This is a genomic window from Croceicoccus sp. Ery15 (genome assembly GCF_020985305.1).
In the GTDB taxonomy this organism is placed as follows: Bacteria; Pseudomonadota; Alphaproteobacteria; order Sphingomonadales; family Sphingomonadaceae; genus Croceicoccus.
Genome location: NZ_CP087588.1, coordinates 1,866,103 through 1,885,577 on the forward strand (window position 1 = coordinate 1,866,103; position 19,475 = coordinate 1,885,577).

14 protein-coding genes are annotated in these 19,475 nt (G+C 66.8%); 3 read left to right on the top strand and 11 right to left on the bottom strand.

Going from position 1 to position 19,475, the window contains the following annotated elements:
• The first annotated feature begins 12 nt into the window (after positions 1-12).
• Genes smc through LOZ77_RS09180 form a run of 3 tightly spaced genes read left to right on the top strand, consistent with a single transcriptional unit; the run spans position 13 to position 5,472 of the window.
• Complete coding sequence (smc, locus tag LOZ77_RS09170) at positions 13-3,444, top strand: chromosome segregation protein SMC (RefSeq protein WP_230278884.1); 3,432 nt, start codon at positions 13-15, stop codon at positions 3,442-3,444.
• Entirely contained in the window at positions 3,441-3,935 is a 495-nt protein-coding gene (locus LOZ77_RS09175) for a PH domain-containing protein (RefSeq protein WP_230278885.1), read from the top strand. Before smc ends, LOZ77_RS09175 begins: the two co-directional genes overlap by 4 nt.
• Entirely contained in the window at positions 3,928-5,472 is a 1,545-nt protein-coding gene (locus LOZ77_RS09180; RefSeq protein ID WP_230278886.1) for a PH domain-containing protein, read from the top strand. The genes LOZ77_RS09175 and LOZ77_RS09180 overlap by 8 nt, the downstream gene beginning before the upstream one ends.
• A 4-nt stretch (positions 5,473-5,476) precedes the next feature.
• On the opposite strand, the gene ftsA is transcribed toward LOZ77_RS09180, so the two are convergent.
• The 11 genes from ftsA to LOZ77_RS09235 form a co-directional block, all read right to left on the bottom strand.
• A complete protein-coding gene (gene ftsA, locus LOZ77_RS09185) occupies positions 5,477-6,757 on the bottom strand; it encodes a cell division protein FtsA (RefSeq protein WP_370637990.1) in 1,281 nt (426 codons plus the stop codon).
• Between the two features lie 9 nt (positions 6,758-6,766).
• Positions 6,767-7,744, bottom strand: a complete 978-nt coding sequence (locus tag LOZ77_RS09190; protein ID WP_230278888.1) for a cell division protein FtsQ/DivIB — start codon at positions 7,742-7,744, stop codon at positions 6,767-6,769.
• Positions 7,741-8,652: a UDP-N-acetylmuramate dehydrogenase gene (gene murB / locus LOZ77_RS09195; RefSeq protein ID WP_230281824.1), complete on the bottom strand. Its 912-nt coding sequence runs from the start codon at positions 8,650-8,652 to the stop codon at positions 7,741-7,743. The genes LOZ77_RS09190 and murB overlap by 4 nt, the downstream gene beginning before the upstream one ends.
• A 62-nt stretch (positions 8,653-8,714) precedes the next feature.
• Positions 8,715-10,145, bottom strand: coding sequence for a UDP-N-acetylmuramate--L-alanine ligase (gene murC, locus LOZ77_RS09200; RefSeq protein ID WP_255671118.1), 1,431 nt, complete (start codon positions 10,143-10,145; stop codon positions 8,715-8,717).
• Positions 10,142-11,356 (bottom strand): undecaprenyldiphospho-muramoylpentapeptide beta-N-acetylglucosaminyltransferase, encoded by a 1,215-nt coding sequence (gene murG / locus LOZ77_RS09205; protein ID WP_230278889.1) that lies wholly within the window; start codon positions 11,354-11,356, stop codon positions 10,142-10,144. Before murG ends, murC begins: the two co-directional genes overlap by 4 nt.
• On the bottom strand, positions 11,353-12,492 hold the full coding sequence (locus tag LOZ77_RS09210) for an FtsW/RodA/SpoVE family cell cycle protein (RefSeq protein WP_230281826.1): 1,140 nt from the start codon (positions 12,490-12,492) through the stop codon (positions 11,353-11,355). Before LOZ77_RS09210 ends, murG begins: the two co-directional genes overlap by 4 nt.
• A gap of 77 nt (positions 12,493-12,569) precedes the next feature.
• Positions 12,570-13,967 carry a UDP-N-acetylmuramoyl-L-alanine--D-glutamate ligase gene (gene murD, locus LOZ77_RS09215; protein ID WP_230278890.1) on the bottom strand — a complete coding sequence of 466 codons (1,398 nt, stop codon included), beginning with the start codon at positions 13,965-13,967 and terminating at the stop codon, positions 12,570-12,572.
• Complete coding sequence (mraY, locus tag LOZ77_RS09220; protein WP_230278891.1) at positions 13,964-15,025, bottom strand: phospho-N-acetylmuramoyl-pentapeptide-transferase; 1,062 nt, start codon at positions 15,023-15,025, stop codon at positions 13,964-13,966. The genes murD and mraY overlap by 4 nt, the downstream gene beginning before the upstream one ends.
• Before the next feature lie 143 nt (positions 15,026-15,168).
• The gene (locus tag LOZ77_RS09225) at positions 15,169-16,191 is read right to left on the bottom strand and encodes a hypothetical protein (protein ID WP_230278892.1); all 1,023 of its coding nucleotides are present in this window, start codon (positions 16,189-16,191) and stop codon (positions 15,169-15,171) included.
• A gap of 11 nt (positions 16,192-16,202) precedes the next feature.
• Entirely contained in the window at positions 16,203-17,684 is a 1,482-nt protein-coding gene (locus LOZ77_RS09230; RefSeq protein ID WP_230278893.1) for a UDP-N-acetylmuramoyl-L-alanyl-D-glutamate--2,6-diaminopimelate ligase, read from the bottom strand.
• Complete coding sequence (locus tag LOZ77_RS09235) at positions 17,684-19,381, bottom strand: penicillin-binding protein 2 (RefSeq protein WP_230281827.1); 1,698 nt, start codon at positions 19,379-19,381, stop codon at positions 17,684-17,686. The genes LOZ77_RS09230 and LOZ77_RS09235 overlap by 1 nt, the downstream gene beginning before the upstream one ends.
• Positions 19,382-19,475 lie beyond the last annotated feature (94 nt).

A 19,475-nucleotide genomic window follows, 5' to 3' on the forward strand; every position in this document is an offset into this window, starting at 1 on the left:
CACTGTGATCTGATGCAGTTTCGCCGCCTGCGCCTTTCCGGATTCAAAAGCTTTGTCGAACCGGCAGAGCTGCGGATCGAACCGGGGCTGACCGGCGTCGTCGGCCCCAACGGTTGCGGCAAGTCCAATCTTCTCGAAGCGATCCGCTGGGTCATGGGCGAAAGCTCGGCCAAGTCGATGCGCGGATCGGGGATGGAGGATGTGATCTTTGCGGGCACGGCCAGCCGCCCGCCCCGCAGCTTTGCCGAAGTCTCCCTGCTGACCGAAAGCGCCGATGGCGAGGAATTCGACGTCACCCGCCGGATCGAGCGGGGCGCGGGCAGCGCCTATCGCCTGAACGGCAGCGATGTCAGGGCCAAGGATATCGCGCTGATGTTCGCCGATGCGGCGACCGGCGCGCACAGCCCCGCGCTGGTATCGCAGGGCCGCATTGCCGCGGTAATTGCCGCCAAGCCCGCCGAACGCCGCCAGATGCTGGAGGAAGCCGCGGGCATTTCGGGCCTGCATGTCCGGCGCAAGGATGCCGAACAAAAGCTGCGCGCGACCGAAAACAATCTTGCCCGGCTTGAGGATCTGCTCGCCCAGCTCGACAGCCGGATGGGCAGCTTGCGGCGGCAGGCCAAGGCGGCGGAAAAATATCGCGAGCTGTCGGACCAGATCCGCGTGGCCGAAGCGCAAGTGCTGTTCGCGCGCTGGCGCGAGGCGGCGGCGGCGGCAGATGCGGCGCGGGCCCTTGCGAAAGAGAGCGAGGCAGCGGTGACCGCCGCGCAGGCCGCGACCTCTGCCGCGCAGCATGCCCAGCAGGCCAATGCGATCCGGCTGGCGCAGGCGCGCGAGGATATGGCCGACCGGCGCGACGATGTATCGGCACAGGCGAACCTGTTGACCATGCTGACCGGCAGGCTGGAAGCGGCGCAGGAAAGGCTGGCCGATCTGGACCGGCAATATGCGCGGCTGAACAAGGACGAGGGCGACGCGGAGGAAAACACCCGCAATGCCGCCGAAGCCATGGCGCGGTTGACCCGGGAAATCGCCGCCAGCCAGCGCAATCTGACCGAAGACGAGCAGCGCCGCCCGAAGCTGGCCGCCGCGCAGGACGATGCCGAACGCGCGGGCCGCGCCGCCGAACTGGCACTGGCGCAGGCGACTGCCGATCAGGCGCGGGTCGAGGCCGACTGGCGCGTGGCCGAGGCAGCCGTCGCGCAGGCGCAGAACAGTTTGGCGCGTGCCCGGCGCGAGCTGGAGCGGAGCGAGGCCGAGCGCGACGGATTGGGTAGCGAGGAAGAGGCGAATGCCGCATTGCAGGCGGCCTCTGCCCGCGTCGAACAGGCCAGCGCCGCGCGCGCCGACGCCCGCGCCGCGATCGACGAGGCGCGCATCGCCCGCGAAGCCGCCAGCGCCCGCCGCGACGCCAGTGCCAGCGCGCTCGCCTCTGCCCGTGCCGAGCTGGCGGGCGTGGAGCGCGAGCACGATGCGCTGCTGCGCGACCGCACCGCGCGTGAAAAGGCCGACAAGGGCGCGAAGGGGCGCAAGCGCGCGATCGACGCGGTCAAGGCCGCGCCCGGTTACGAACGCGCCCTTGCCGCCGCCCTTGGGCGCGACGGTGCGGCCCTGCTGGCCGCGCCCGCCGATGGCGAGGAAGGGCGGTTCTGGACCGGCTCTGCCGCGCCGCAGCCGCATGGCGAAAGCCTTGCCGCCCATGTGACCGATGCACCGCCCGAATTGCAGGCCCGTCTGGCACTGGTGCGCGTGGCGGACGAGGATAAGGGTCAGGCGCTGGAGCCGGGCGAATGGCTGGTGACCCGCGCGGGCGCCTTGCGCCGGTGGGACGGTTTCGTCGTGCGGGGCGAAGGCGCGGCGGAAGCGGCCATGCTGGAGGCTGCGAACCGGCTGGACGCGCTGGCCGCGCGCTTGCCCGCTTTGCGCGATGGCTTGGCCAGGGCGGAAAGCGACCAGACCGATGCCAGCGCCGCATTCGAACAGGCGCGCGAGGCCAATGCCGAAGCGGAACGGGCAATGACGGCAGCGGCGGACGAGGAACGCTCTGCCATGATGGCGCGCGGTCAGGCAGAGGCGGCGCTGGACCGTTTGCAACGCGCCCGCGCCGATCTGGCCGAACGGCTGACCGAACTGGCCGCCCGCGTCGACACGGCAAGGGAAGAGCTGGCCGATGCCGAAAGCCAGCGCGCGACCTTGCCCGATCCCACCGTCCAGCGGCAGGCGAGCGAGGCAGCACGCGCGCGCAACGATGCAGCCCGCACCCGCCTGCAACAGGCGATGGCCGAACATGCCGCGCTGGAACAGGCGCTGGCCGTGGGGCGGGAACGCATCAATGCGATGCGCACCGACATGCGCGGCTGGGAAGCGCGTTCGGGCGATGCCGCCCGCCGTCTAGCCGATGTGGCCCGGCGGCGCGAGGAGATCGAGGAAGAGCGCGCCATCACTGCCGCCAAGCCCGAAGCCCTGATGCAGGATATCGAGCAGGCAAGCGCGGCGCGCGACCGGTTGACGGCCGAGCTGGACAAGGCGCAGGCCGCCCATTCCGCCGCCGAAGCCGCCGCGCGCGAGGCCGATGCCGCCTTCGCTGCCGCCAATGAAACGCTGGCCGCCGCGCGCGAGGCCCGCGCCGGTGCCGCCGCCCGCGCCGAGAACGAGGAAGCCCGCCGCGGCGAGCTTGCCCGCGCCAGCGGCGAACGGTTCCACTGCCCGCCCCCGCTGCTGCCCGAACGCATCGGTTTCGACAGCGCAGAGGCCGCGACGATGTCCGCCGAACGCCATGCGCAGCAATTGGAAAGCCTGACCACGGCGCGCGAGCGGCTGGGCCCCGTCAATCTGGTCGCCGCGGACGAGCTGGCCGAGGCCGAGGCCCAGCACGGGTCGAGCGCCGCAGAACAGGCCGAACTGGCCGAAGCGGTGCACCGGCTGCGCGGGTCCATCGGCAGCCTTAACCGCGAGGGGCGCGAACGGCTGCGTGCCGCATTCGACGCGGTGGACGACCATTTCCGATCGCTGTTCGCCACGCTGTTCGGCGGCGGTCAGGCGCATCTGGCGCTGGTCGACAGCGACGATCCGCTGGAGGCAGGGCTGGAAATCTATGCCCAGCCGCCGGGTAAGAAGCTGCAATCGCTGACCCTGTTGTCGGGCGGCGAACAGGCGCTGACCGCGGTGGCGCTGATATTCGCGCTGTTCCTGACCAATCCGGCGCCGATCTGCGTTCTGGACGAGGTCGATGCGCCGCTGGACGACGCCAATATCGAACGTTTCTGCGACTTGCTGGAAGCCATGACGAAGCAGACGCAGACCCGTTACCTGATCGTAACCCACAATGCCGTAACCATGAGCCGGATGCACCGGCTGTTCGGTGTGACCATGGTGGAACAGGGCGTATCGCGCCTTGTCAGCGTGGATCTTGGCGGGGCAGAGGAATTGCTGGCCGCAGAATGAAGACGGACACCGATCAGGACCATATGACCCAGCCGCTGACCCCGCTGCACCCCTCGCACCGCACCGCGCTGATGATCGAGGGGGCGATCGTCGCCATCCCCTTGCTGATCGCGGGGATCGTGATCGAAATCGCCGCGCCGCTGCCGATGGGCGTGGCCATCCTCCCTGCCGCTCTGGTCGCGCTGTGGTGCCTTGGCTGGGCGCCGATGCGCCGTTACCGGCACAAGGGGTTCGCGATGGGCGAGGACCGTTTGCGCGTGGTCAAGGGCTGGCTGTTTCACCGCGACACGGTGGTTCCGTTCGGGCGCGTGCAGCATATTGACGTGAACCGCGGGCCGGTCGAGCGCATGTTGGGCCTGTCGACGCTGGTGCTGCACACGGCAGGCACGCATAACAGCTCGGTCACCTTGCCGGGCCTTTTGGACGAAGATGCCCAAGCCATGCGCGAGGCAATCCGCAGCCACATCACGCGCGAGACCGAGGGTGTCTGACCACGCGGAAACACACCCGCCAATAGCGGGCCAACGGACCGAGATTCTGGGCCTTGTCCCCGCGATCGGCAAATCGCTGGCGCAGGCCGTGTTCGCCATGGTCGCCGTCACCATCGGGTCCAGCGAATTGCGCAGCTATCCGCTGGCGCTGATTGGCATTGCCATGCTGGTAATCGGCGGGGCACTGGGTTCGGCGTTCCTGCGCTGGTGGCGGACCGAATATCGCGTCGGGGCCGACGACATCCGGCTGGAAACCGGCCTGCTCTCGCGCGAGGCGCGGTCGGTTCCCTATGAGCGGATACAGGATGTCAGCATTGCCGAACCGCTGCTGGCGCGGCTGCTGGGGCTGGTATCGGTCACGTTCGAGACGGGCGCGGGCGGCAAGGACGAGATCAGCCTTGCCTATGTCACCCGCGCAGAGGGCGAGCGGCTGCGCGCCGTGGTGCGGCGGCAGCATGAAGCGCCCCGCCCGGCGGTCGACACGCCCGCCGATACAAAACCGTCCGCCCCGCCAGAAACGCCTGCGCAGACGCTGTTCGCCATGGATCTGAAGCGGGTCCTGCATTTCGGCGTGTTCGAGTTTTCGCTGGTGGTGCTGGCCGCCATCGGCGCGGCGTTGCAACAGTTTGATTTCCTGCTGCCCTTCGACATATGGAGCGCGCGCTTCTGGACCGGATTGTTCGAGGTGCAGGCCGACACGATCCGCCATTGGGGCTTTATCGCGCAGGCGCTGGGCGCAGTGCTGGCCGTGGCATCGCTGCTGGTGCTGGGCGTGGCGACGGGCGTGGTGCGCACGGTGCTGCGCGATTACGATTTCCGGCTGGAGAAAACCGATCGCGGCTTCCGGCGGCGGCGGGGCCTGCTGAATCGTACCGATGTAGTGATGCCGGTTCACCGTGTGCAGGCGGGCGTGCTGGCGACGGGGCTGGTGCGGCGCTGGTTCGGATGGCACTCGCTGGCCTTTGTCAGCCTTGCCAATGATGCGAAATCGGCCAGCCACGATGTCGCCCCCTTTGCCCAGCCGGACGAAATCGCGCCGGTCGCGCGCGCGGCACGGATCGCGCTGCCGGGTCCGGAAACGCAATGGCACCGTCCCAGTGCGCGACCGTGGGTCGACTGCTTCGCGCTGTTCGCCGTGGTGCTGATCGCAGCAGGCGCGGGCATGGGGATAGGCGGGGTCGACTGGTGGTTTGGCCCGTGGCTGGTCGTGCCGGTGCTGGCGGGATTATTCACCCTCAACTGGATGCGGCGCGGCTGGGCGATGGAGGACGGGCAGGTCTTTGTCCGCACTGGTCTGCTGGCCCCCGTCATCACCTCTGCCCCCGCGATCAAGCTGCAAAGCGTGGAGATCGCGCGGGGCCCCCTGGGCATGCTGCGCGGCTATGTCGCGCTGAAATGCGGGCTGGCGGGCGGCAGTCTGGAGGTGGACGGGCTGATGGCCGAAACGGCGGAAAGCCTGCGGCAGGCGATACTGGCCGAAATCGCGCGGGTCGATTTCTCGCGGCTCAATACGCCCCAACCCGCGGTAAACAGCTGACCGGTCAGAAATATTCGCGAATGGCGCGCATCAACCTTGCGGGCAGGGTCATGCGCGCGAAACGGCTTGCGCTTTGCCAGCCGCCCGCGCTGGTGCGGATGTCCAGCGGGTCTGCCGCGGCATAGAGCACCAGACCCGACAGGCTGGCGAAACCCGGTGTCGCATGCGCTTCGGGCAGGCCGCTCATTCTGGGGGCCGCACCGGTGCGCACCGGCTTGGCCAGCGATTGCTGCATGTAATCGGCCAGCCCCGCCAGCTCGCCGCCGCCGCCCGTCAGCACGATCTGCCGCCCGTTGCCGCCACGCCCCGTGACGAAGCCCAGCGATTTCAGAGTCGCCGCCACGTCCTGTGTCCAGCGGGCAAGCTGGCTGTTGATCACCGCCACCAGATCGGCGCGCAGGATCGTTTCCGCGCTTTCGGCGCCCCCCCGCTCGCCCACATGGCCCAGCGGAATGCGTTCGCGGTGGTCGGTCGGGCTGGCGATGGCCGATCCATAGACGCATTTCAGCCGTTCGGCCTGCGTGCGGCGCACGCCGAAAGCCGACGCGATGGCATCGGTGATGTCGCCCGATCCGTAAGCCAGCACCGACATGCCCACCAGCACGCCGCCGACATGGACCGACACATGCGTCACCTCTGCCCCGAAATCGACCATGGCGACGCCCAGCTCGCGCTCTTCCTCTGACAGGCAGGCATGGCCGGTCGCGATCCCCGCACCAACGACGCCCTCGACATTCAGGTGGGCGTTTTGCACCGCTTCCATCAGATTGCGCAAAGGCCCCGTCTCGGCCTCCATCACATGGACGGCGACGGCCAGACGTTCGGCATGCAGCCCGCGCGGATTGCCGACGCCATGCGCACCGTCGAGGATGTAATGCGCCGGCTGCGCATGCAGCACCACGCGCGGCGCACCCGCGGGCGGGATGATCTGCTCGCGTGCGTCGTTCATCAGATATTCGATGTCGTCCTGATCGATGCGGCGCCCGCCCACTTCCAGTTCGATTTCGCGGATTTCGGACAACAGGCCCGCGTTGCCACAGCCGATCCACACCGATTCCACCTGCGCATCGGCGGCGCGTTCGGCGCGTTCGATGGCATCGCGGATCGCATGGGTCGCCGCATCCATATCGGTGACATAGCCGCGCCGGATGCCCTCTGCCGCGCGGTGGCCGCTGCCCAGCACGACCAGCTCGCCATCGGCGGTCAATCCCGCGATCATGGCGGAAATCCGGAACGAGCCGATATCGACCGCCCCGATGGTCTTTTCTATGCGCATCGCACCCATGGTCCCCGCTTAGCCCCCGATCTCTTCGCCCGATTCCTGTGCCGCCGCGGCCTGCGCAGCCTCACGCTCCAGCCGCTTGCGCTGTGCTTCCATCTCGGCCTCTTCCGCCGCGCGGCCCGGCACGCGCATATAGATGCGATCGTCGGCGCGCATGTCGAACACGGTCACCTTGCCGCCCAGCAGGCGGTTCATCCCGTCCATCCGGGCAAAGCTGACCAGCGCGTCCGACGATTCCTTGTCCCCCTCGGGCAAGGCGACGACCTGCCCCGTCTTGAAGGTCAGGTTCCAGCGGCGATGGCCGACCCATTCGGCGGCGCGCACCTGCGGTTTCAGCGCAGGTGCGGCATCCAGCAGCTCGGACAGTTCGGCCGCGCGCTCTGCCGCGCCGTCGCCCGACAGCACCAGCATTTTTTCCGCTTCGCCGCGCTTCACCGGTTGCAGGCGGTGGCCCGACGGGTCGATCAGCACGAATTCCTCCCCCTCTTGCAGCACGGCATGGGGGCGGCGTTCGACGATGTCGATGACCAGCGTGTCGGGCAGTTGGCGCGATACGCGCGCATCGGCCACCCACGGCAATTGCAGCAGTTCCCCGCGCAATTCATCCACATCCATCAAGGGCATGGGCACCTGTTGCGCGGCGACGGCGCGTTCATAGATGGCCTGCCGGTCCATTCGGTCCACGCCGCGCACTTCCACCTTGCGCACGGTAAAGCCCGCCCCGTCCGCCATGCCGCCCACGCGGTCCCGCACAGCTTCGGGCAGGCCCGCATAAATGGCCAGCGCGACCAGAGAGGCGGCCGCCAGCAGGACGAATATGCCGATGAAGAATTTCTGCAGACCGGTTTCGGAAATCGGCACCTTGTTCCATGCCGCGCCGACCGCGCCGCCGGTCTTCTTCTTTGCGCCCTGAACCGCACGGGCCTTGCCCTTGGCGGCGGTGGCGCGGCGCACGCCCTTGCCGCCGCGACGGATGGTGGTCGCGCTCATCGTGCAGCCTCCTCGCAGGCAGCGTCTTCGGCGGTTAGCCCGACCCGGCGGATTTCCCATTCCAGTTCGATGCCGCTATTGTCGCGGACGCGGCGGCGCACTTCCTCGCCCAATGCCTCGATATCGGCGCTGGTGGCGTGGCCATTGTTGATCAGGAAATTGGTGTGCTTCTCGCTCACTTGCGCGTCACCGATGGAAAGCCCGCGGCAACCCGCGCGGTCGACCAGTTCCCATGCGCGTTCGCCCGGCGGGTTCTTGAAGGTCGAACCGCCGGTCTTGGTGCGCAGCGGCTGCGACGCTTCGCGCGCCGCGCTGATGCGGTCCATCTCGGCCTGAATGGCGGCAGGTTCGCCCTTTTCCCCGCGCATGGTGGCGCTGGTGACGATCGCCCCTTCGGGCAGGTCCGAATGGCGATAGCTGTAATTGAGGTCGTCGGGCGTGAATACGCGCCGCTCGCCGCTGGGCAGCACAGCTTCGCATTCGATCAATATGTCCTTCACCTCGCGCCCATAGGCGCCGCCATTCATGCGGACAAAGCCGCCCACCGAACCGGGGATCGACTTCAGGAATTCCAGCCTCGCAATGCCATGGTCGCGCGCGCTGGAACTGCCCAGCACGCCCGATGTGCCGCCGCCCATTTTCAGCGTCAAACCGTCGATTTTCTCGACTCCCGAAAACCCCTTGCCCAGCCGCACGACCACCCCGTTCACGCCGCCGTCGCGGATAATCAGGTTCGACCCCAGCCCCAACCCCATCACTGGCACCCAATCGGGCAGCGCCGCCATAAAGGCGGCCAGATCGTCGGCGTCGACCGGCTCGAACAGCAATTCGGCAGGGCCGCCCGTCTTGAACCATGTCAGCTTTGCCAGCGGAGCATTCTGTGTCAGCCGTCCGCGCGGGCGCGGCATCGCAAAGCTGCCCTGGCGCAGCGACAGCTGCAGATCGCCGATGTCCTGGGGGCTGCCGGCCATCATCGCCTCTTGTCCACCTCATCCGCCAGATCGGCGGCCCAGCGCGTGATGTCGCCCGCACCAAGGCAGACCACGATGTCACCCGGTTCGATCATCGGGGCCAGCGTGTCGGCCAGCGCATCGGCGTCCTCGACAATACCGGTGTGGCGATGGCCGCGTTCCTTCAGCCCCGCGACCAGCGCCTCTGCGCTCGCACCCTCGATCGGCTGTTCGCCCGCGGCATAAACGGGGGTGATATAAACGATATCGGCATCGTTGAACGCGCTCTGGAACTCTTCCATATGGTCGTTCAGGCGCGAAAAACGGTGCGGCTGCGCCACGGCGATCACGCGATTGCGCGCCCCTTCGCGGGCAGCGGAAAGCACGGCGCGGATTTCGACCGGATGGTGGCCGTAATCGTCGATCACGACGGCAGGATCGGCCCCGTCAAAGGCGATTTCGCCCACTTTGGTAAAGCGCCGGCGCACGCCGCCGAAACGGGCGAAACCGTCGCGGATCGTATCGTGCACGCATTGCATTTCGACCGCCACCGCCACGGCGGCCAGTGCGTTCAGCACATTGTGGCGGCCCGGCATGGGCAATTCGATCCCCTCAATCCGCTCCACGCTGCCGTCGCGTTGGCGCAGCACCGCATCGAAACGGTTGCCGCCGGGGAACGGGGTCACATTCTCGGCCCGCACGTCGGCCTGCGCCGAAAAGCCATAGGTGACCGTGCGCCGGTCGCGGATCTTGGGCAGGATCGCCTGCACTTCCGGATGGTCGAGACACAGCACCGCCGCGCCATAGAACGGCACATTCTCGACAAATTCGACAAAAGCGTCCTTTACCGCGTCGAAGCTGCCGTAATGGTCGAGGTGTTCGGGATCGATATTGGTCACGACCGCGATGGTGCCGTCCAGCCGCAGAAAGCTGCCGTCGCTTTCGTCCGCCTCCACCACCATCCAGTCGGATTCGCCCACGCGCGCGTTCGAGCCATAGCTTTCGATGATGCCGCCATTGATCACGGTCGGGTCCACCCCGCCCGCGTCGAGCAAGGCCGCGATCATGGAGGTGGTGGTCGTCTTGCCATGCGTGCCCGCCACCGCGACCGTGCGTTTCAGCCGCATCAACTCTGCCAGCATTTCGGCGCGGCGGACGACGGGTATGCGCGCTTCCAGCGCGGCGACGACTTCGGGGTTGGTCCGCTTGACCGCGGTGGAGATGACGAGGACGGCGACGCCCTCCACATTTTCCGCCTTTTGCCCGATGGTGACGGGTATGCCCTTGGCTCGCAGGCTTTCGACGACGGGGCTTTCGCGCATGTCGCTGCCCTGCACCTTATAGCCAAGGTTGTGCATCACTTCGGCGATGCCCGACATGCCGATGCCGCCGATACCGGCAAAATGGATCGTCCCAATGTCGAGCAGCGGGTCGGAGGTAATCGCCTTCACTGCGCATCCTCCATTGCCTTGGTCGCGGCAGGCGCGGCGGTGGCGGCAGAGGTTTTTGCAGGCGCGGATTTGCCGACCTTGATCACATCCATCAGCGGCGTGCCGCCGAAACCCTCGACCAGATCGGCCAGGTCACGCGCCGCATCGGGGCGTCCGCAAATCCACGAACGATGCGCGGCATTGGCCAGCGTCTCCGGTTCATCTGCCATGGCCATCAGCTGCGCGGCCAGCGCGTCGGGCGTAAAATCGGGTTCGGCAATCGAACGCGCGCCCCCTGCCTCGGCCATTTCACGGGCATTGGCGGTCTGGTGATCGTCCATCGCGATGGCGAGCGGGATCAGGATCGCGGGCCGGCCCACCGCCGTCAGCTCGGCAATGGTCGATGCGCCCGCGCGGCCCACGAACAGATGCGCGTCGGCAAGGCGCTGGGCCATATCCTCGAAATAGGTCCCCAGTTCGGCGGGAATGCCGCTGTCGGCATAGGATGCGCGGACGGCCTCGATATCCTCTGGACGGCATTGCTGCGTGATTTGCAGGCGGCGGCGCATGTCTTCGGGCAGGGCGGCGAAGCCCTGCGGCACCACGCGGCTGAGGATACGGGCACCCTGACTGCCGCCGGTGACGAGCACGCGCAGCAGCCCCTCTTTCAGAAAGGGCGGAAAGCTCTGGTCGCGCAAGGCCAGCACTTCCTCGCGCACCGGATTGCCGACAAGATGGATCTTGCCCGCGGCCTTGGCGGGCATGCGGTCGATCCGTTCATAGGCGGTGGCGACTGCGGCCGCGCTGCCCGCCAGATAGCGGTTCACGCGGCCCAGCACGGCGTTCTGTTCGTGGATTACGAATGGCACATTCGCGGCCTTCGCCGCCAGCAGCGTCGGCATCGCGGGATAGCCGCCGAAACCCACCACGCAGGCCGGCTCCATCTCGCGGATCAGGCGCAGCGCCATCGCGCGGCCCTTGCGGATCGCGTTCAGCCCGCGGATCTTGCCCAGAATGCCGCCATCCATGCGCCCCGCGGGCAACACAAAGGCGTCCATGTCCTTGGGCATGCCGGGAATCGCCTCTCCCCGCGTATCGGTGACCAGCGCCACCTTGTGCCCGCGCGCGATCAGCTCGCTCGCAAGGGCGAAGGCGGGGATCATGTGGCCGCCGGTGCCCCCGGCTGCCAGAATATAATGGCGGGTCGCGCGCGGCGCGGCCTGCTTGCTCATCGTCTCATACCTCCATGGCCGACGGGCAGACCGTCGCGCGTAAGGAACGGATTGCGCCTTGTGACCGCCAGCAGCATCCCCACCGTAAGGCAAAGCGCGATCATCGACGAGCCGCCATAGCTGATCAGTGGCAGGGTCATGCCCTTGGACGGAAAGAGTTGCAGGTTCACCGCGATATTGATGAACGCCTGCCCGCCCAGCAGCGATGCCAGCCCCGTCCCCGCAAGGATCGTGAACAAGTCTTCCTCGTCCTTTAACCGCCACAGCACGCGCACGACCAATGTGCAATAGAGCAGCGCGATGGCGCTGACCGCGATCAGGCCGAATTCCTCGCCAATGACCGACAAGATGTAATCGGTATGCGCTTCGGGCAGCGAATTCTTGCGCGTGCCCATCCACAGGCCCTGTCCGAACCACCCGCCCGACAGTAGGGTACGCCGCGCCAGATCGACCTGGCTATATGCCTCGCTGCCGCCCAGAAAAGCGTCGATACGATGGCGGGCATTGTCATAAAAGAAATAGGCGGCGATCACGATCGAAACGATCAGCCCCACCGCAACGCCGATCCGCTGCACTGGCAGGCCCGCCGTGATCACCAGCACAAGGCATACGCCCGCCAGCAGCATGGCGGTGCCGAAATCGGGCTGCAGCATCAGCAGCCCGACCGATGCGAGCAATATGCCAAAGCAGATCGCGATCGTCGGGATTTGCGGATCGCGCACCCGCCACGACAGGATCCACGCCAGCAGCACCGTATAGGCAGGCTTGTAAAATTCGGACGGCTGGAACGATACGCCAATATTGATCCAGCGCCGCGCACCATTGATTTCGTGCCCCACGAAAGGGGTGACGATCAGCAGAGCGAACATGGCACAAGCCAGAAGGATCGCGCCCCTGCGTGCATTGTCGCGCGACAGCATCGACGACACGAACATCACCGCCAGACCCATGGTCAGCCACGCCAGGTGCTGTTTGAAGAACATCAGATCGTCCAGCGTTTTGGCCGCCGTTGACAGGCGCTTGGCGCTGGCGGCCGACCCTGCGGCAACGCCGATGATCCCCACGGCCATCAATGCAAGAACGGTGAACAGGATCACGCGGTCGATCTCTCGCCACCAGACCAGCAGATCGTGCATCCGCCCTTTACGGCGGCGCGGATTGCGGGCCACGATATGAACGCCATCGGCGCCGCGTTCGAAATGGGGTGCAACGCTCAAATTTCCTGCTCCCCTGTCTTGTTTGCCTCGGCCAGCATGGCGACAAGGCTGACGAAGGCCTCGCCGCGTTTTTCGTAATCGCGGAACTGGTCGAAACTGGCGCATGCGGGCGACAGCAGCACCACATCGCCCGGCTGCGCGGCAGCGGCGGCGGCGCGCACGGCTTCTCCCATCATCTCGGACCGCTGGACGGGCACGCGCCCTTCCAGCAGGCCGGTGAACATCGGCCCCGCCTCGCCAATGGTATAGGCCGCCGCGACATGGTCCAGCATCCCCTCGCACTCGCCCAGCGTGTCGCCCTTGGGCAGACCGCCGACGATCCAATGGATACGCGCGCGCCCGTCCTGCGGCGGATATGCCGCCAGCGCAGGCGCGGTAGAGGCGGGATTGGTCGCCTTGGAATCGTTGACGAACGCGACCCCGCCAATCTCTGCCACCCGCTGCATGCGATGCGGCAAGCCGTGAAAGCTTTTCAGCCCAGCCTCGATCTCGGCCTCTTCCACGCCGAAACGGCGCGCGATGGCGACCGCGGCGGCGGCATTGCCGCGATTATGCGGCCCCTGCAGCGATGGCCATTCGTCGGGATTGCCGGGCAGGGACACATCCTCGATCACCACGGGCGAGCGATGGGACAGCGCACGGGCGACTGGCGGCATTTGCAGGCTGGCCCGATCGACCAGCGCCATCGCCCTGGCATCCTGCATGCCGAACAGGCGCACCTTGCTTTCGGTATAGGCCTCGAAGCTGCCGTCATAACGGTCGAGGTGATCGGGCGAGACATTCAGGATCGCCGCAGCCTCGCACGACAGGCTGTCGGTAATGTCGATCTGATAGCTCGACAATTCGAACACATAGATCGCCGGCCCCTTTTCATTGGGCTGCAGCGCGCTGGTCGACAGCACGGGAATGCCGATATTGCCGCCCAGCCGCGTGGCATAGCCCGCGCTTTGCAGCAGATGGTGCAGCAGCGCGCAAGTGGTGGACTTGCCGTTGGTGCCGGTGATCCCCGCCACTCTGTGCGCGGGCAGCAGCGGGCGGGCCTGTGCGAACAGTTCGATGTCGCCGATGATGGCGACGCCGGTGGCGCGGGCGATATCGGTAACCGGATGCTTGTTCAGTGGCACGCCGGGCGACACGACGATCCCGTCGAAACCGGCCACGGAATAGCGGTCGATCTCTCCCACCCGCAACAGGCCGCTGCAGTCGCCCGCCAGCTGCTCGGCAAGGCGGCGCGCATCGGGGTCGCGGTCCCACGCCAGAACGCGCGCACCCGCGTCGCAAAGCGCGCGGATCGCGGCCATGCCGGTGCGGGCCAGCCCCAGAACGGCATAATTGCGCCCCGCGAAAACGGCAGGCGGCAGAATAGCCGAAGAGGGGGCGCCGGTTTCGCTCATCGCACCTTCAGTGTCGCAAGGCCGATCACGGCCAGCACGATGGCCACGATCCAGAACCGGACGACCACGGTGGATTCGGCCCAGCCCTTTTGTTCGAAATGATGGTGGATCGGGGCCATTCGGAAGACGCGGCGGCCGGTGCGCTTGAACCAGAACACCTGCACGATGACCGATACGGCTTCCAGCACGAACAGCCCGCCGACGATGCCCAGCACCACCTCGTGATGGGCGGCGACCGCGATCGTGCCCAATGCCCCGCCCAGCGCCAGCGAACCCGTATCGCCCATGAATACGGCGGCCGGCGGCGCGTTGAACCATAGAAATGCGAGCCCCGCGCCAATGATCGCGGCACACAGGATGGCCAACTCGCCCGCGCCTTCGACATAGGGGATGCCCAGATAGGCCGAGTAATCGGCGCGGCCCACCAGATAGGCGATGATCGCGAATGTGCCGCTGGCGATGATGACGGGCATGATGGCCAGCCCGTCCAGCCCGTCGGTCAGGTTCACCGCATTGCCCGCCCCCACGATCACGAAAGCGGCGAACACGTAATAGAACGGCCCCAGCGGAATGCCGAAGCTGACGAAAGGCAGATAGAGCGTCGTCTCTCCCACCACCAGCCAGGCCGCGATGCCCGCGATCACGAATTCGCCCAGCAGCCGCACCTTGCCCGATACGCCCTTGTGGCTGGCCTTGCGCACCTTGTCGTAATCGTCGAGGAAACCGATCAGTCCGAAACCCAGCGTGACCGCGATACAGGCCCACACCTGCCAGCTGGACAGGTCCATCCACAGGAACATCGAAACCGATACGGCGGCCATGATCAGCAGCCCGCCCATGGTGGGGGTGCCGCGCTTGGCCAGATGGGTCTGCGGGCCGTCCAGCCGGATCGGCTGCCCCTTGCCCTGCCGCACGCGCAACAGATCGATAAAGCGCGGGCCGATGATCAGCCCGATCGCCAGTGCGGTCAGCAGGCAGGCGCCCGCGCGAAAGCTCTGGTAACGGACAAGATTGGCCAGCCCTTCGAATTCGAGCCACTGGGCGATCAGGTAAAGCATTTGCGCTCCTCGGGCACCGCTTCAAACTTGCGGTAACGCAGCCATAGGCAATGGGCTATGCCAACGGCCATGTGAAGCGCCCCTTTCAGCCTTTCCCCACCTGAACGACGGCTGGATTTGCCCCTGTTGGCGGGGTTGTCGACCTAAACCGCCACGGCGAGCGGCTGTTCATCCTCTTCCACATGGCCGCACAGGGCCAGTGCCGCCGCGCCAAGCGAAGCGCCCGCCGCGCGCATCGCGCCCATAATGGCCAGCGATTCCAGCGCGTCGCCTTCCTCGAACAGCCCCTCGGCCAGCGACCAGCACATGGCGCGGCCCATCATATCGGCAGTGACCAGCACCGAACCGTCGTCCAGCGTCACCGTGTCGATCAGGCGGATGTCGGCGCTGGGCTTGCGGCCATAGCCATAGACCTGCGCGCCTGCGTCGAGCGCGGCGGCACGCCATGCGGCAAAATCGCAGCTGTCGGCGGGCAGAACGGCCGCGCCGCCCGCCTGCAAGGTGGCTGCGATGCTTTCGCCCACCTTGTGATCCAGCGTCGGGCCCGACACGAACAGATGCGGGCGCAGCGCGCGGGCATCGTCGGCGTTGTCGAGCGTGAAGATCGCGTGATTGCGGTCCGCCGCCAGCGTACACAGCGACGCCGCCATGCCCAGTTCGGCATCCGCGCTCCACGCCATGCCGCGGCTGGCGCGGTCCAGCGCATCGTGCAGCACCGTATCGATGATCGAATCCGCCGCGAAACCGGCCAGCGCCGTCATCGTAGCGCGCGAACGGTTGCGCGATGCACGCGCGATGCGGGCCAGCGCCAGATGGATATCGTCGACCAGCACATGCGGTCCACGCACCCGGTGCACCGAAAGACAGCCCGCCGCGCCGTTCTGCAGCGCCGCCATCGCATCGACTTCGCCCTGCGCGATATAGAGCGAACCGCGCTGCACCTCGCCGGGGGTGAAGGCGACATGGTTGGCCGCGAAATCGCCATGCACCGTGCCGTCGGCGGCCATCGCCAGCGTATGGGCACGCCACAGCGGACGTTCGCCGCCCGCGTCGCTTTCCTCGATAATCGCCATTCGCGTCGCATCCGGCACAGGCCTGATGGTCTTGAGCGCCGAGTTTTTGACCGGCGGGCTCTTCAAGGCGGCGGTCTTGAGGACGGATTTCATCTGAGCTCCACTCATGCTGCACACTCTCTTGCTATGGTGACATCGTCGAAAGGGTGGACGCGTGTGGCTTCGCCGCGTCCATAAATCTGGCCCTGCTCGTGGCCCTTGCCGGCGATCAGGACGATATCGCCCTTGCCAGCCTGTGCGGTCGCGGCGGCAATGGCTTCGCGCCGCCCCGCAATCTCGCTGATATTCGCGGCCCCTTGTGCGCCTGCCAGCACGGCGGCGCGGATCGCGGCGGGGTCTTCGCCGCGCGGATTATCGTCGGTTACGATGGCGATATCGGCATCGCGCGCCGCAATCGCCCCCATCGGCCCGCGCTTGCCCGTATCGCGGTCGCCGCCCGCGCCGAACACGATAATCAGCCTGCCACTCGCGCCGACATGCGGACGCAGCGCGACGATGGCGGCTTCCAACGCCTCTGGCGTGTGGGCATAATCGACATAGGAGGGCGCGCCCGCGCGGTTCAGCGCCGCGCGTTCCAGCCGGCCACGCACGGGTTGCAGCCGCGCCATGGCATCGAACACCTGGGCCGCCGCAGGACCGGCAGCACCGGCCGCCGCGATCACCAGACCCGCCGCCACCAGCGCGTTCGCCGCCTGATAGGCACCGATCAGCGGCAGTTTCACCCGATAGTCCGCGCCTGCAAAGCGCAGCGCCAGTTCCTGCCCCAGTTCGGTCGGGGTGCGGCTGTGCAGACGGATGCCATCCGCGCCTGCCCGATTGCCGACCGGCAGAACGGAAAGGCCACGCGCCGCGGCGCGTGCGATGGCCGCATCGCTATGCGCATCGCCGGCCCAGACCACCGCATGGCCACCATCAGACACCACCTCGTCGAACAGGCGCATCTTGGCAGCGAAATAATCGTCCATATCAGCGTGATAGTCGAGGTGATCGCGCGACAGATTGGTAAAGGCACCAGCCGCGACCTGCAGCCCCTCGTTGCGGAACTGCGACAGCCCGTGGCTCGACGCTTCATAGGCGACATGGGTCACCCCTTCGCGCGCCAGACCCGTCATATTCGACAGGAACGTCACGATATCGGGCGTGGTCAGCCCGGTCGAAACGCTTTCGTCGGGGGTGGTCACGCCCAGCGTGCCGATGCTGGCAGCGGAAAATCCGCACATTCGCCAGATCTGGCGCGTCATCTCGACCGTGCTGGTCTTGCCGTTGGTGCCCGTGACGGCGACGACGGTTGAGGGGACCGGCTGAAAGAATTGCGCCGCCATACGGGCAAAGGCCCTGCGCGGCAGCGGATCGGCCACGTGCAGCGCGCCGGTCACCTCGGCTTCGGGCCGGGCGACAATGGCCACCGCGCCGCTTGCGACGGCGGCGGGGATGAAATCCTCGCCATTGACGCTGGCACCCTGAAACGCGCCGAACACGGTGCCGGGGGCAACCTTGCGATGGTCGATGGCAAAGCCGGTGACATTCGCATCACCCGCGCCATCGGCCCGAATGGCGGCCCGTTCCAAAAGGGTCGACAGGCGCATCAGTGCGCGTCCTTCCCGACCAGCGGGCGCAGATCGGTAAGGTCGATGTCGCGGCTGTCGTCGGGATAAACGCCCAGCATCGGGCCGATGCGCGGCACGACATTACCCACCACCATGGCCGCGTTCCACGCCGCCGTGCGCTGATAGGACGTGGCCGCCGTGCCCTGTGGCTCGTCCATCATGGCGACGACGACATAGCGCGGATTATCCATCGGAAAGGCGCTGGCGAACGTGGTGACAAGCGATGTGCGCTTGTAACCGCCTGCACCCGGCTTTTCGGCACTGCCGGTCTTGCCGCCAATGCGAAAGCCCGGCGCGTCGGCCTTGCGCCCCGTACCGTCGGTGACGATCATGCGCAGCATCTGGCGCATGCGGGCGCTGGTCGCTTCCTTGAACACGCGGCGGCCCTGCGGCACTTCGCCCGCGTTCAGCTTTTTCAGCGTGGCGGGGCGCCAGATGCCGCCGTTCACCATCGCGGCATAGGCACTGGCCAGATGCAACGGAGTCACCGCGATTCCATGGCCATAAGACACGGTCATCGTCGTCAGCCGCGGCCATTCGCCCGAACGCCAGATCGGAAAGCCGCGTGCGGGCAGTTCGATATGGGGCCGCTCGTTAAAGCCCAGCTGCTCCATCTTGGCCTTCATGCGCGCCGAACCCAGCTCGTCCGCAATCTGCGCTGTGCCGATATTCGACGAATGCATCAGGATTTCGGGCACATTCAGCGATGCGCCAATGGTGTGGCTGTCACGGATCGAAAAGCGTCCCACGCGCAGCGGCGCGCCAGTCGGCCAGCGACGCGCCAGATTGCCCACCGTGCCCGCATCGATCGCTGCCGCCACCGACAACGGCTTGAAAGTAGATCCAAGCTCGTAAACCTGATTGGTCACGCGGTTGAACATCAGTTCCATGCCGCGTTCGTCGATATGGTTGGGGTCAAAGGTGGGCAGTGAAGCCAGCGCGACCACTTCCCCCGTATCGACATCCATCACGATGCCGCCCGCGCCCTTGGCCTGTGCCAGACCCATCACGCGGTAAAGTTCATCCTCCAGCGCGGCCTGAACGCGGGCGTCAATGGCCAGCGCCACCGGCGCACCGCGCGTGGCAGGGTCGGTCAGCTGCTTGTCGAACACTTCTTCCATGCCGACATGGCCGCCGCCGTCCGCACCGACATAGCCCAGCACATGGGCGGCCAGCGTGCCTTCGGGGTAATAGCGGCTGGGTTCCGCAGGCGGGTTCAGCGCGGGTTCGCCAATGGCATGCACGCGATTGGCCTGTTCGGGCAGGATGCGGCGGCGCAGATATTGCCCCTTGCCGCTGGCAAGGCGGCGGGTCAGGTCCGCCTCGTCCATGTCGGGAAAAATCCTGACCAGTTCGCGCGCGATATCTTTGGCAGGACGGGTCAGCGGTTCGCCGCCTTCCATCGCCTTGGGATTGAACCACAGCGCATAGCTTTTGAAATCACGCGCCAGCGGGATACCGTTGCGATCGGTCAACTCGCCGCGGTCGGGCACCAGCAGGCTGGACCCGCTGGCATGGGCGGTATCGGCCTCAAACAGGCCGAGCATCCCGACGCGCAGCACCAGAACCGCGGTCGCTGCAGCGAAGATAAAGGCGATCACGATCGCGCGCTGCTTCGCCATTTTCAGCGTTTCGGTGCGCAAATTATAGCGCCGCGCGGGCGGCGGCGGCGCCATCCCGCTGTCACCTGCGTCCAGCGCGGGCAGACTGGCCGCATTCAGCGCACGTGCCGCCACACCCCGCAGATCGGGCAGACTGGCCGATGGAAAG

What these genes read in the sequence shown, in the direction of transcription:
- smc (WP_230278884.1), top strand. Translation starts at nt 13, where the DNA reads ATGCAGTTTCGCCGCCTGCGCCTTTCCGGATTCAAAAGCTTTGTCGAA.
- LOZ77_RS09175 (WP_230278885.1), top strand. Translation starts at nt 3,441, where the DNA reads ATGAAGACGGACACCGATCAGGACCATATGACCCAGCCGCTGACCCCG.
- ftsA (WP_370637990.1), bottom strand. Translation starts at nt 6,757, where the DNA reads ATGGGTGCGATGCGCATAGAAAAGACCATCGGGGCGGTCGATATCGGC.
- LOZ77_RS09190 (WP_230278888.1), bottom strand. Translation starts at nt 7,744, where the DNA reads ATGAGCGCGACCACCATCCGTCGCGGCGGCAAGGGCGTGCGCCGCGCC.
- murB (WP_230281824.1), bottom strand. Translation starts at nt 8,652, where the DNA reads ATGCCGCGCCCGCGCGGACGGCTGACACAGAATGCTCCGCTGGCAAAG.
- murG (WP_230278889.1), bottom strand. Translation starts at nt 11,356, where the DNA reads ATGAGCAAGCAGGCCGCGCCGCGCGCGACCCGCCATTATATTCTGGCA.
- LOZ77_RS09210 (WP_230281826.1), bottom strand. Translation starts at nt 12,492, where the DNA reads ATGCACGATCTGCTGGTCTGGTGGCGAGAGATCGACCGCGTGATCCTG.
- murD (WP_230278890.1), bottom strand. Translation starts at nt 13,967, where the DNA reads ATGAGCGAAACCGGCGCCCCCTCTTCGGCTATTCTGCCGCCTGCCGTT.
- mraY (WP_230278891.1), bottom strand. Translation starts at nt 15,025, where the DNA reads ATGCTTTACCTGATCGCCCAGTGGCTCGAATTCGAAGGGCTGGCCAAT.
- LOZ77_RS09225 (WP_230278892.1), bottom strand. Translation starts at nt 16,191, where the DNA reads ATGAAATCCGTCCTCAAGACCGCCGCCTTGAAGAGCCCGCCGGTCAAA.
- LOZ77_RS09230 (WP_230278893.1), bottom strand. Translation starts at nt 17,684, where the DNA reads ATGCGCCTGTCGACCCTTTTGGAACGGGCCGCCATTCGGGCCGATGGC.
- LOZ77_RS09235 (WP_230281827.1), bottom strand. Translation starts at nt 19,381, where the DNA reads ATGGCGCCGCCGCCGCCCGCGCGGCGCTATAATTTGCGCACCGAAACG.